The 11,063-nt window shown below is 71.6% G+C and carries 12 protein-coding genes and 2 tRNA genes; 11 read left to right on the forward strand and 3 right to left on the reverse strand.

The window, feature by feature from the left end:
- Positions 1-72: 72 nt before the first annotated feature.
- The gene (locus tag ACFVZH_RS04800) at positions 73-1,161 is read left to right on the forward strand and encodes a hypothetical protein (protein ID WP_384893190.1); all 1,089 of its coding nucleotides are present in this window, start codon (positions 73-75) and stop codon (positions 1,159-1,161) included.
- Here the strand turns inward: ACFVZH_RS04800 and ACFVZH_RS04805 are convergent.
- Positions 1,146-2,288: a M48 family metallopeptidase gene (locus tag ACFVZH_RS04805; protein ID WP_384893193.1), complete on the reverse strand. Its 1,143-nt coding sequence runs from the start codon at positions 2,286-2,288 to the stop codon at positions 1,146-1,148. The two genes, ACFVZH_RS04800 and ACFVZH_RS04805, sit on opposite strands and share 16 nt — an antisense overlap.
- A gap of 128 nt (positions 2,289-2,416) precedes the next feature.
- Here ACFVZH_RS04805 and ACFVZH_RS04810 point away from each other — a divergent pair, with 128 nt between their 5' ends.
- The 7 genes from ACFVZH_RS04810 (at position 2,417) to ACFVZH_RS04840 (ending at position 6,669) form a co-directional block, all read left to right on the forward strand.
- The gene (locus tag ACFVZH_RS04810) at positions 2,417-2,644 is read left to right on the forward strand and encodes a hypothetical protein (RefSeq protein WP_384893667.1); all 228 of its coding nucleotides are present in this window, start codon (positions 2,417-2,419) and stop codon (positions 2,642-2,644) included.
- A gap of 83 nt (positions 2,645-2,727) precedes the next feature.
- The gene (locus ACFVZH_RS04815) at positions 2,728-2,889 is read left to right on the forward strand and encodes a hypothetical protein (protein ID WP_015033566.1); all 162 of its coding nucleotides are present in this window, start codon (positions 2,728-2,730) and stop codon (positions 2,887-2,889) included.
- Positions 2,890-2,941: 52 nt separating this feature from the next.
- Positions 2,942-3,562, forward strand: a complete 621-nt coding sequence (gene nadD / locus ACFVZH_RS04820; RefSeq protein WP_384893197.1) for a nicotinate-nucleotide adenylyltransferase — start codon at positions 2,942-2,944, stop codon at positions 3,560-3,562.
- Positions 3,563-3,581: 19 nt separating this feature from the next.
- Entirely contained in the window at positions 3,582-5,291 is a 1,710-nt protein-coding gene (locus tag ACFVZH_RS04825) for an LCP family protein (RefSeq protein ID WP_384893199.1), read from the forward strand.
- Positions 5,292-5,374: 83 nt separating this feature from the next.
- Complete coding sequence (gene rsfS, locus ACFVZH_RS04830; RefSeq protein ID WP_384893649.1) at positions 5,375-5,842, forward strand: ribosome silencing factor; 468 nt, start codon at positions 5,375-5,377, stop codon at positions 5,840-5,842.
- Positions 5,839-6,492 carry a histidine phosphatase family protein gene (locus ACFVZH_RS04835; RefSeq protein WP_384893651.1) on the forward strand — a complete coding sequence of 218 codons (654 nt, stop codon included), beginning with the start codon at positions 5,839-5,841 and terminating at the stop codon, positions 6,490-6,492. Before rsfS ends, ACFVZH_RS04835 begins: the two co-directional genes overlap by 4 nt.
- Positions 6,493-6,596: 104 nt before the next feature.
- Positions 6,597-6,669: transfer RNA gene (locus ACFVZH_RS04840), tRNA-Ala, on the forward strand.
- 42 nt (positions 6,670-6,711) lie between these two features.
- Here ACFVZH_RS04840 and ACFVZH_RS04845 read toward each other — a convergent pair.
- A complete protein-coding gene (locus tag ACFVZH_RS04845; RefSeq protein ID WP_384893202.1) occupies positions 6,712-7,572 on the reverse strand; it encodes a helix-turn-helix transcriptional regulator in 861 nt (286 codons plus the stop codon).
- 107 nt (positions 7,573-7,679) lie between these two features.
- Here ACFVZH_RS04845 and ACFVZH_RS04850 point away from each other — a divergent pair, with 107 nt between their 5' ends.
- Together ACFVZH_RS04850 and ACFVZH_RS04855 are read left to right on the forward strand one after the other, a co-directional pair.
- Complete coding sequence (locus tag ACFVZH_RS04850) at positions 7,680-9,116, forward strand: MFS transporter (RefSeq protein WP_384893205.1); 1,437 nt, start codon at positions 7,680-7,682, stop codon at positions 9,114-9,116.
- Between the two features lie 138 nt (positions 9,117-9,254).
- Positions 9,255-9,488, forward strand: a complete 234-nt coding sequence (locus ACFVZH_RS04855) for a hypothetical protein (RefSeq protein WP_017239283.1) — start codon at positions 9,255-9,257, stop codon at positions 9,486-9,488.
- Here ACFVZH_RS04855 and ACFVZH_RS04860 read toward each other — a convergent pair.
- A complete protein-coding gene (locus ACFVZH_RS04860; RefSeq protein ID WP_384893208.1) occupies positions 9,467-10,687 on the reverse strand; it encodes a glycosyltransferase 87 family protein in 1,221 nt (406 codons plus the stop codon). The two genes, ACFVZH_RS04855 and ACFVZH_RS04860, sit on opposite strands and share 22 nt — an antisense overlap.
- 124 nt (positions 10,688-10,811) lie before the next feature.
- Here ACFVZH_RS04860 and ACFVZH_RS04865 point away from each other — a divergent pair.
- A tRNA-Ala gene (locus ACFVZH_RS04865) sits at positions 10,812-10,884 on the forward strand.
- The last annotated feature ends 179 nt before the right edge of the window (positions 10,885-11,063 follow it).

Genomic DNA, 11,063 nt, shown 5'->3' on the forward strand with positions numbered 1-11,063 from the left:
ACGGCGGAATTCTTCGGAACTTGTCGTGTACCTCGGCGTTTACCGAAGCCCCCGCGGACCTACCCTGAAGGTATGGCAGGGCGTGGCGACCCGCCTGAGGGGACGCCCCAGGGGTTCCCCGGCGGTGGTGAGGACGAGTACCGATCCGTCGTCTTCGACGAGGCGTTCGTCCGGGCTGCCCGCCTCCAGGAGTTCTCGGCCCAGGAACGGATGGGCGAGCACGCCCGGGCCGTCCGGAGCCGCCCCTCGCCCTGGGAGCGCCGTACCGGCTCCCGCCAAGCCGTCCTGCTGGTCCTGCTGATCCTCCTCGCCTTCGGCACCGCCATCTACCTGGGCGTACGCAATCCGTACCAGCCGCTCGTCGACCAGCGGGCCGAGCCGCTGCGGACCACGGTGGTCCCGCTCGCCCCCCAGGGGACCGTCCCCGGCGGCGCGCCCGCCCGGCTCTTCGCCCGCAGTCCGGCCGCCGAGTACCGCACCGGGGCCGCCGGTATCAACCTGCCCGTCGCCGGGCGCACCTCCCACTTCGCCGAGAGCCAGGTCGTCACCGCACTCAGCATCGCCAAGGACTATCTGGTGGCGTCCTCCCTGGAGCCCGACGTCCTGTCCGGCGCGACCGTCCGGCCCGCACGGCTGCTGCTCGACCCGGACCAGCTGGAGCAGTTCGACCGGAGTGTCGAGTCGCCCGCCGACGACGGCCGCCACGCCCTCGCCGGCTGGCTCGTCCGCTTCGACCCCCGGCAGGTCGTCCTCGCCGACCCCGGCGCCCGTGTGCAGGGCACCCTCCGCTTCGAGGAGACCGGCCCCGACACGCTGGAGGTCACGGCGGACCACACGTACACCTACGCGCTCCGCCCGGCCGTCCAGGGCGCGGGGCCGGTTGCCGCGGCGTCGCTGTTCACCGTCCACCGCCAGGTGCACTTCCGCTTCGACCGGGACGACCTGCGCATGCACCGGGCCGAGCTGCTGACCAGCACGGTGGAGGCCGGCCCGCAGGCGTGCGGCGCCGACACCACCGGCTCCCTGAAGCCGCTCCTGGCCGGGGCGCGGGTGGCCGACACGGGCGGCGGACCGGCGGTCACCGACCCGTACGCCACGGCCCGGCCCGCCGCCCCGGCGCTCTGCGGCGCCCTCGCGCCGAGCGCTCAGCCCGCGCTCTGACCGCCCGCGGTGCCCGCGTCGCCGGCGTCTCCGCCGCCGTCCCCGGCTTCCGGGCCTGCGTCCGGGCCTGCGTCCGGCTTCTTCGGCCCCTGGCCGCCCGTGCCGAAGCGGTTGCGGAGCCGGCCGCCCAGGTCGCCCGCCAGATCACCGGCGCCGCCGGCTATGTCCCCGACCAGCTTCAGCAGCGGATCCTTGCTGGTCCGCACCGTCTCGGCGTAGTGCCCGGCCGACTCGCGGAAGGAGTCCGTGACCGAGGTGTCCTTGTCCTCCGAGCGCTTCGGATAGTGGCCGTCCATGATCCGCTGGAAGTCGCGGTTCTCCGACCACTTCTTCAGCTCCGCCGCCCGGACGGTGGTGAACGGGTGCGAGCGCGGCAGCACGTTGAGGATCTTCAGGACCGAGTCCCGCAGGTCCCCGGCCTTCTCGTACTCGTCGGCCTGGGCGAGGAACGCGTCCACGTTCATCTCGTGCAGGTGGTTGCCGCCGGCGATCTTCATCAGACCGCGCATCGACGCCTGGACGTCCTGCCCGACGAGCAGGCCGGCCCGGTCGGCGGAGAGCTCCGACTTGCGGAACCACTCGCGCAGCGCCGTCACGATCGCCATGATCGCGACGTTCCCCAGCGGAATCCAGGCGACCTTCACGGCCAGGCCGGTGAGGAAGAGCAGGATCGTGCGGTAGACGGAGTGGCCGGAGAGCGCGTGCCCGACCTCGTGGCCGACGACCGCCCGCATCTCCTCCTCGTCGAGGAGCTCCACCAGGCCGGTGGTGAGCACGATGATCGGCTCGTCGAGGCCGATGCACATCGCGTTCGGCTTCGGGTCCTGCGCCACGTACATCGGCGGGACCTTCTCCAGGTCCAGGATGTAACAGGCGTCCCGCAGCATGTCGTTGAGGTGGCTGAACTGCGCGTCGCTCACCCGGACGGAGTCCGAGAGGAAGAGCAGCCGCAGGCTGCGCTCGGGCAGCAGCGCGCTGAGCGCCTTGAAGACGGTGTCGAAACCGCTGAGCTTGCGCAGGGCCACCAGGGCCGAGCGGTCCGCCGGATGTTCGTAGGCCCGTGAGGAGATGCCGGGGAACCGCTTCCGCTGCCTGCTCGGCACGTTCCCCTGGTCGCTTCCGGTCATGGATGCCCCCTGTTCGTACGAGTCGATGCTCGTCCCCCTGACGGAACCCACCCTAGGCGCTGGCGTTACCGTGTGCCGGGGCCTGTGGATAACTCGGGCACCGAGGACGACCTAGGAGCACGACCGACATGCCGGACACCACCGACGCAGCCGCCGCCCTGCTCGCCGACGCCGCCGCCCAGGGGCCGGGCGACACGCTGCGGATCGTGCTGCTCGTCTCGATCGTGGGAGGCGTCCTGCTCGCCTGGTTCCTGCTGCGCGGCTACCGCACCGACGACACGGACGCCGCCGACGAGGCCGGCCGCGGCGCGAGCGGCGGCACGGACCGCGACATGGACCGTGACGCCAACGCCTGAGTCGGCGTGAGCCGGTCCGGACGGCCCGCATACGATGTGCGCGAAGTCTCCGCTCCCATCCCCGATCGATAGGTCTGCTGAAGATGAGCCTCCACAGCACCGCCGCCAACCTGGTCACGCTCGCCGAGGGCGCCGAGCACGGCGGCAACCACGACAGCCTCAGCCCCTACCTCACCGGCTTCGGTGCCTTCGGCGCCCTGCTCCTGCTGCTGTGGATCACCACGCGCTTCAACCGCGACCGCTGATCCGGCGACCACCGATCAGGTGCCCGCTGCCGTGCCAGTAGGCTCTGCACGCATGGGAGAGCAGGAAGTGCCTACTGGCGGGCGCGGGAAGCGCCGAGTCGGCGTGATGGGCGGAACCTTCGACCCGATCCACCACGGACACCTGGTGGCGGCGAGCGAGGTGGCCGCCCTGTTCCACCTGGACGAGGTGGTGTTCGTACCGACCGGGGAGCCGTGGCAGAAGGGCCACAAGGCGGTCTCGGCGGCCGAGGACCGGTACCTGATGACCGTCATCGCCACGGCGTCCAACCCGCAGTTCTCGGTCAGCCGCATCGACATCGACCGCGGCGGCGCGACGTACACCATCGACACCCTGCGGGACCTGCGCTCTCTCAACAGCGACTCGGACCTCTTCTTCATCACCGGGGCCGACGCGCTGGCGCAGATCCTCACCTGGCGCGACGCCGAGGAGCTCTTCTCGCTCGCCCACTTCATCGGCGTCACCCGGCCGGGCCACGACCTCACCGACGACGGACTGCCCAAGGGCGGGGTCTCGCTGGTCGAGGTTCCCGCGCTCGCCATCTCCTCCACCGACTGCCGGGCGAGGGTCGCGCAGGGCGATCCCGTCTGGTACCTGGTGCCGGACGGCGTGGTGCGCTACATCGACAAGCGCCAGTTGTACCGCGGCGAGTGAGCTTCGGGGAGGGGCACCGGTGAACGATCAGCAGCATCCGTACGACCCGTACTATCCGCAGCCGCAGATCATCGGCTACGACGAGTACGGGCAGCCGGTGTACCAGCAGCCCGCGCAGCACTACGACCCGTACGCGGGTCAGCAGCAGCAACCCCAGCAGCAGCAACCCCCGCAGTCGTACGGCTACGACCCCTACGCCCAGCAGCAGGCCCAGCAGCCGCAGGTTCAGCAGCCCCCGTACGACCCGCAGTACGAGGCGCGGCACGACCCGTACGGGCAGCAGGGCTACGCCTACCCGTCCTACGACACCGGGCAGCAGTGGGCCGCCCAGGCCGAGCCCGCCCCGGCGCAGGCCGCCCCGGCCGCCCCCGTGCCTCCGGCGGCGCCCGTCGCCGCCCCGGCCGGCGTCCCCGGCCAGCGTCCCGCCTCCGAGCGGCCCGCGCCGTCACGGCAGGCCGAGGACGACCGGGAGTACCGCACCGAGCAGTTCTCGTTCATCGAGGAGCCCGACGAGGACTCCGAGGACGTCATCGACTGGCTCAAGTTCACCGAGAGCCGTTCGGAGCGGCGCGAGGAGGCCAAGCGCCGCGGCCGCAACCGTGTCGTCGCGCTCGTCGTCGTCCTCGTGCTCGCCGCCGTCGGCGGCGTCGGCTACCTCTGGTCGGCCGGCAAGCTGCCCGGGACGTCCGCCCCGGAGCAGAAGGGCGGCACCGCGACCGGCCCGCAGAAGCGCGACGCGATCGTCGTCCACCTCCACGACATCAAGAGCGGCGGCACGTCCACCGCTCTCCTGGTGGACAACACGACCACCCGCCAGGGCACCACGATCCTGCTCCCCAACTCCATCGTGGTCGCCGACGACGAGGGGGCCGCGACCACCCTCGGCAAGTCGGTCGAGGACGACGGCTCCGGCGGCACCCGGGAGGCGATCGACAACCTCCTCGGCACGAAGATCACCGGCACCTGGCGGCTGGACACCCCCTTCCTGGAAAACCTCGTCGAGGCCGTCAGCAGCATCGAGACGGACACCGACACGGACGTGCCCGACACGAAGAAGGGCGCCGAGCCGCTGGTCAGGAAGGGCGAGAAGCAGACCCTGAACGGCCGCGCCGCCGTCGCCTACGCCACCTACCGGGCGCCCGGCGAGGCCGAGGCCAAGCAGCTCCAGCGCTTCGGCCAGGTCATGTACGGCGTGCTGCGGAAGATCTCCTCCGACCCCGAGGTCGCCACGGTCACCGTCGAGACCCTCCAGCAGATCCTCGACCCCTCGCTTCCGGAGAAGGACCTCGCGGCCTCCCTGGCCAAGCTCGCCGAGCACGCCAAGATCGGCGATTACAAGACGGCCCTGCTCCCGGTCGGGCAGGACGGAACACTGACCGAGGCCGCGAGCGCCAGTGTGGTGAAGGACATCCTCGGCGGAAAGGTCACCCCGCCGGCGGCGGGCGACGTGCCCCGGGTGTCGGTCCGGGACGGTTCCGGCAAGAACGCCACGGAGGCCGCCCGGGTCGTCCTGATCAACGGCGGCTACGCCTTCGTGGGCGGCACCACGGCCGGCACCCAGGAGAAGTCGCAGGTCCTCTACGGTGACGACGCCCAGAAGGCCACGGCGGTCGAGGTGGCCAAGACGCTGGGGCTGCCGACGGGCTCGGTCACCAAGGGCAAGCTGGTCGGAGGGGCCGCGGTCGCCGTGATCCTCGGCCAGGACTACAAGGTCCCGGGCGCCTCGTAACGACGCCCGGGAATTCGCTGGCGGGGTCGTCGGCGGTCCGTGAGACCCTGGAGGGGTACTTGACCGCCGACGAAAGCCTGCTTGTGACCGCCACGGACCGTTCCATCGAGCTCGTCAACGCCGCCGCACAGGCGGCCGCAGACCGACTCGCGCACGACATCATCGCGTACGACGTCAGCGACGTGCTGTCGATCACCGACGCCTTCCTGCTCGCCTCCGCGCCCAACGACCGCCAGGTCAAGTCGATCGTCGACGAGATCGAGGAGCGTCTGAACAAGGAGCTCGGCGCCAAGCCGGTCCGCCGTGAGGGCGACCGCGACGCGCGCTGGATCCTGCTGGACTACGTCGACATCGTCGTCCACGTCCAGCACAGCGAGGAGCGCGTTTTCTACGCTCTGGAGCGCCTCTGGAAGGACTGCCCCGAGCTGACCCTCCCCGAGGACGCGCAGAAGACCCGGGGCAAGGGTGCCGAGCACGCCGAGCTGACCGGTGTCGACCTCTCCGACCACGCCGCCGGTCTGCCCGACGAGGTGGACGGTGAGCTGAGCTGAGCACCACCAAGGGCGGCAGCGGCCGCCGTATCGTCCTCTGGCGCCACGGCCAGACCTCCTGGAACCTGGAGCGCCGTTTCCAGGGCTCGACCGACATCGAGCTGACGGAGACCGGCGTCGCTCAGGCACGCCGCGCCGCGCGGCTGCTCGCCTCGCTGAAGCCGGATGCCATCGTGGCCTCCGACCTGAAGCGGGCGGCGGCCACCGCCGCCGAGCTCGCCACGCTCACCGGCCACACCGTCGTCCACGACTCCGCGCTGCGCGAGACGTACGCGGGGGAGTGGCAGGGGCTGACCCACGACGAGATCGTGGCGCGGTACGGCGAGCAGTACGCCGCCTGGAAGCGCGGCGAGCCCGTGCGCCGGGGCGGCGGCGAGCTGGAGACCGAGGTGGCCGACCGGGCCGCCCCGGTTGTCCTGGGCCACGCGGACAAGCTGCCCGAGGACGGCACCCTCGTCGTGGTGAGCCACGGCGGCACGATCCGCACCACCATCGGCCGGCTTCTGGGGCTGGAGGCGCAGCACTGGGAGAGCCTGGGCGGCCTCTCGAACTGCTGCTGGTCGGTCCTCGGCGAGGGCGCGCGCGGCTGGCGCCTGACCGAGCACAACGCCGGCACGCTGCCCGAGCCGGTCCTCGGCGACGACGACTGAGGCCCGCGGCCTGCCTGACGGACCCGGATTTCACTTTCCGGCAGGTCACAGGCTAGAGTTCTTCTTGTTCGCAGCGCAGAGCGCGAAGAACACGAAGAACACGAGGGGCTATAGCTCAGTTGGTAGAGCGCCTGCATGGCATGCAGGAGGTCAGGAGTTCAATTCTCCTTAGCTCCACAATCACCGGATCCCGTCCCCGCAAGGGGGCGGGATTCGTCGTCATGCCCCCTGGCTCAGGGACTCGATCCCTCGGCGGCTCTCCTCGTCGTTCGGCGTGTAGGCCACGATCCGGCACTCCGGCATCCCGTTGACGGAGAGGGAGACCGAGGTCAACCGGACCTCGCCCACCCGCTCGTGACGGAAGGTCTTCACCCGGGTCCCCGGCGGGACCACGTCACCGCTCCGCCAGAGCCGGGCGAACTCGGTACTGGCCTCCGCGAGGCGCCGTACGAACTCCTCCCAGGCGGGCTCGCCCACATGGCGTCCGTACGCGCCGCGCAGCTGGGCCACCATCAGCGGCAGCTCCCTCTTCCGGTCGACCACGGGACACTTGGGGTCCGGCACGCTGAACAGCGCCCACAGCACGTTGCGTATGCCGAACGGGCCGGTGTCCAGGCCCTGTCCGTCCTGCATCAGGAGCCGCTCGTACACGGCGTTGGTCGCGAGTACGTCGTACCGCGCGTTGTAGAGCACGGCGGGGTGCGGGTCCAGGGCGTCGAGGATCCCCTGGATCTCCGGGCTGACCACCTCGGCGTCCGCGGCCGCCCGGTCCGGCGCGTACGGCACCTCGGCGAGGTGGTAGAGATGCTCGCGCTCGGGCCGGTCGAGCCGGAGCGTGCGGGCCACCGCGTCGAGCACCTGCGCGGAGGCGTTGATCGGCCGGCCCTGTTCCAGCCAGGTGTACCAGGTGACGCCGACCCCGGAGAGCTGGGCGACCTCCTCGCGGCGCAGCCCGGGGGTGCGGCGGCGCAGGCCCGGGGGCATGCCCACGTCCTCCGGCGTCACCCTGGCCCGGCGGCTGCGCAGGAACGCGGCCAGTTCCGGCCGTCGGCGCCGCTGCGTCGGTACTGCTGCCACCATCGTCACACCCCCATGGTCGAGTCCCCGTCCCGCCGTTGCCAGGTGCTGTCAGTACCAGCATCAGCGGGCTCTCGTTACCCGTATCGGATCGCCGTCACGCTCGTCGCATGACCCCGACCACGACACGTCCCGTACTCAGTAAAGACCGTGGCACCGACAACCGCCCCGGAGTACTGCTCGGCGTGGTGCTCGCCGCCCAGTTCATGGCACTCCTCGACGTCTTCATCGTCAACGTCGCCGCCCCCACCATGCGCGCCGAACTCGACGCTTCCGGCGCCGCCCTCCAGCTCGTCATCGCCGGATACACCATCGCCTACGCGGTGTTGCTGATCACCGGAGCCCGCCTCGGCGACCTGCTCGGGCACCGGCGGATGTACCTCGGCGGCCTCGCGCTCTTCACCGCGGCCTCGCTGGCCTGCGGACTCGCCGCGGGAACCGGCCAGTTGATCGCGTTCCGGCTCGTCCAGGGCGCCGGCTCGGCCCTGATGATCCCGCAGGTGCTCAGCCTCATCCAGCGCAACTTCACCGGCGAGCACCGGGTCCGGGCCCTCAGCGCCTACTCCGCGGTCCTGGCCACCGGCGCCGCCGCCGGGCAGGTCGTCGGCGGCGTCCTGGTGAGCGCCGACCTCTTCGGCACCGGCTGGCGGCCGGTCTTCCTCGTCAACGTCCCCATCGGCCTCGCCCTGCTCGTCCTCGGCGCCCGCGTCCTGCCCCGCGACGCCCGGGGCGGCCCCACGCGGGCGCGTGCCCTCGACCTGCCGGGCCTGCTCCTGCTCGCCGCCGCCGTGTCCCTGCTGACCGTCCCCCTGGTCCTCGACCAGGAGCAGGACTGGCCGCTGTGGTCCTGGCTCTCCCTGGGCGGGTCCCTGGTGCTCCTCGCGGTCTTCGGCGCCTACGAGTCGGGGCTCGCGCGCCGCGGCGGCGCGCCGCTCATCGCCCCGCGGGTGCTGCGCATCCCCGGCATGGGGCGGGCCGTCCTGTGGATCACCGTGGCGATGGGCGTCAACGCGGGCTTCCTGTTCACCCTCACCCTGCACCTCCAGGGTGGGCTCGGCCACAGCGCCCTGCGGGCCGGACTCACCTTCGGTCCCGCCGCCGTGGTCTTCGGCGCCGTCGGGCTGACCTGGCGGCGCTGGCCGGCCCGGCTGCACCGGACGCTGGTCCCGGGCGGCTTCCTGATCGCGGCCGCGGCCGCCCTCGCCGTCGGCGGGCTGCTCGGGGACGGCACCTCGGGCGGCTGGGGGCTCTACCCGGCCCTGGGGGCGCTGGGCGCGGGCATCTCGCTGGCCTTCAGTCCGGCCCTGACCGGCGCGCTGGCCACCGTACGGGCCGAGGACGCGGCCGACGCCAGCGGACTGCTCGCCACCGTCACACAGCTCGGCCAGCTCATCGGCGTCGCCACGTTCGGCACCCTGTTCCTCGGCCGGCTCGGCGGCCCCGGAGCACAGGGTTCCGCCGACGCGCTGTGGGTGACCACCCTCGCCCTGGCCACAGCCTCGGCCGTGGGCGCCGCCTCCGCGGGACTGCCGCGCCGAGCACGCTGACCCTCTTGCGGGGCCATGGCAGAATCGGACGGCCGGAGGGGGACGAGGCTCCGGACGGGAGGGTGACCCGAGTGCTCCGCGACAACGGCGGGGTGTCCTATGGGTGCACGGCCTGCGGCCACGGCTGGAGCTGATTGAGTGGGTGCGCACAGGCGGAAGTGCGACTGGTGCGGCAGCGGCACGCCCATCGTGCGGGACATGGACCCCGTCAACACCGGGTTCCAGTACTGGTGCGAGGAGTGCGCGCGGGCGCTGATCATAAAAGGCGACCCGATCGAGACGTACCGCGAGCTGGAGGGTGAGCCGATCTACGGCCGGCTCCTGGACGAGCACTGCACCCTCAAGCGGTTCTACTCCTTCGCCACGGCCTGACGCCGCAGCGTTACCGCGTACCCCACCAGCAGCGCCGTCGCCGTCAGCGGATAGACCGCGGAGAGCAGCATCTGCCCCGCGTTCTGGTCCAGTTCGGGGCGGCCCGGGTCGTGCGGAACCCACCACAGGGCGAACGAGACGAAGACCAGGGCGACCGCCCCGGTCACCGGCCACGCGCGCGTGGCGCGGTCCGCCAGCAGGATCAGCAGCGGCACGCACCAGACCCAGTGGTGGGACCACGAGATCGGGCTGATCATCAGGGCCGTGAACGCGCAGACGATCACGGCCACCGCCTTGTCGCCCCGCACCGCGGCCCGGACCGCGAGGACCATCGCCGCGCCGCCCAGGACGGCCGCCGCCACCGCCCACCACATGCCCGGGTCGTCGGTGTGCATCAGCCGGGCCAGGACCCCGCGGATGGACTGGTTGGCCGTCTCCTCGGCGAAGCCGACCCGGCCGGTCTCGAACAGCGTCTGCGTCCAGAACCGCTTCGAGTCCGCCGGCAGCGCCAGCGCCACGGCCAGCGTCGTTCCCAGGAACACCCCGGTCGCCGTCACCGCCGTGCGCAGCCACTGGTTCCAGCCCCGGTCCCGGCGCCACAGCAGCAGGCCGGCGGCGAACAGCAGGACCACGAAGAGCCCCGGTGTGAGTTTCACCGCGGTCGCCAGGCCGATGCCCAGGCCGGCCCAGCGGCTTCCCTCGCGGCGGGTGAGGTCCCAGAGCACCGCCACCGCTATGAGCAGGTTGATCTGGCCGTACCGCAGCGTCGTCCACACCGGCTCGCACCAGACGACGGCGGCGGCGACCCACAGGGTCGTACGCCACAGGTCCGTACGGGACAGCGACGGGCGGACCAGCTGGAGCGACAACTGGACCAGGGCGACGACCAGGAGCAGGTTGCCCGCGGTGGTGAGCGTCCGCATCAGCGGGACGCCCACCAGGGTCAGCGGGACGAACAGCAGCGCCGCGAAGGGCGGGTAGGTCATGCCGAGGTTCGCGGACGTGGCCCGCATCGCGTAGAGGTCGCCGCCCGCCCGCACGGTCTCGCCCTCGGCCCGGTAGACCATGACGTCGAGCATGTTCACGTGGGCGAGGCGTTGCGCCACCCAGAAGGCCGCGAACGAGAGCAGGCAGACCGCCGCGGCGGTGACCAGGGGCCACGGCCGGGCGCGGGTTTTCGAGAGCACGGAGACGGACACAGTCGGCGACCCTACCCGGCAGGTCAGAGGGGTCGGAGGAATGGATTTGGAGATCTGGCCGGGAGCCGGTTAATGTTCTGTCTGTCGCCGCGAGGGAAACCGAAACGGAGACGGAAAACAACAAGGGGCTATAGCTCAGTTGGTAGAGCGCCTGCATGGCATGCAGGAGGTCAGGAGTTCAATTCTCCTTAGCTCCACAGAAGAGAAAGCGGGTCACCCGGATCGGGTGGCCCGCTTCTTCGTTTCCCCGGCCCGCCCGTCCCTGGAACGCCGGTGCGGCCCGTGCGGGCCCTGCGGTACCCTGACGCCATGCGTGCCGTACGCCTCCTGCTTACCGAGCCGCGCTGACCAGTCCCGACGGATGACAGACAACCCG

Origin of the sequence: Streptomyces sp. NPDC059534 (assembly GCF_042743475.1) — a bacterium.
GTDB lineage: Bacteria > Actinomycetota > Actinomycetes > Streptomycetales > Streptomycetaceae > Streptomyces.

Coding starts and splice junctions, on each gene's coding strand:
- ACFVZH_RS04815 (WP_015033566.1), top strand. CDS start 2,728: ATGAGCCTCCACAGCACCGCCGCCAACCTGGTCACGCTCGCCGAGGGC.
- nadD (WP_384893197.1), top strand. CDS start 2,942: ATGGGAGAGCAGGAAGTGCCTACTGGCGGGCGCGGGAAGCGCCGAGTC.
- ACFVZH_RS04800 (WP_384893190.1), top strand. CDS start 73: ATGGCAGGGCGTGGCGACCCGCCTGAGGGGACGCCCCAGGGGTTCCCC.
- ACFVZH_RS04850 (WP_384893205.1), top strand. CDS start 7,680: ATGACCCCGACCACGACACGTCCCGTACTCAGTAAAGACCGTGGCACC.
- ACFVZH_RS04805 (WP_384893193.1), bottom strand. CDS start 2,288: ATGACCGGAAGCGACCAGGGGAACGTGCCGAGCAGGCAGCGGAAGCGG.
- ACFVZH_RS04810 (WP_384893667.1), top strand. CDS start 2,417: ATGCCGGACACCACCGACGCAGCCGCCGCCCTGCTCGCCGACGCCGCC.
- ACFVZH_RS04845 (WP_384893202.1), bottom strand. CDS start 7,572: ATGGTGGCAGCAGTACCGACGCAGCGGCGCCGACGGCCGGAACTGGCC.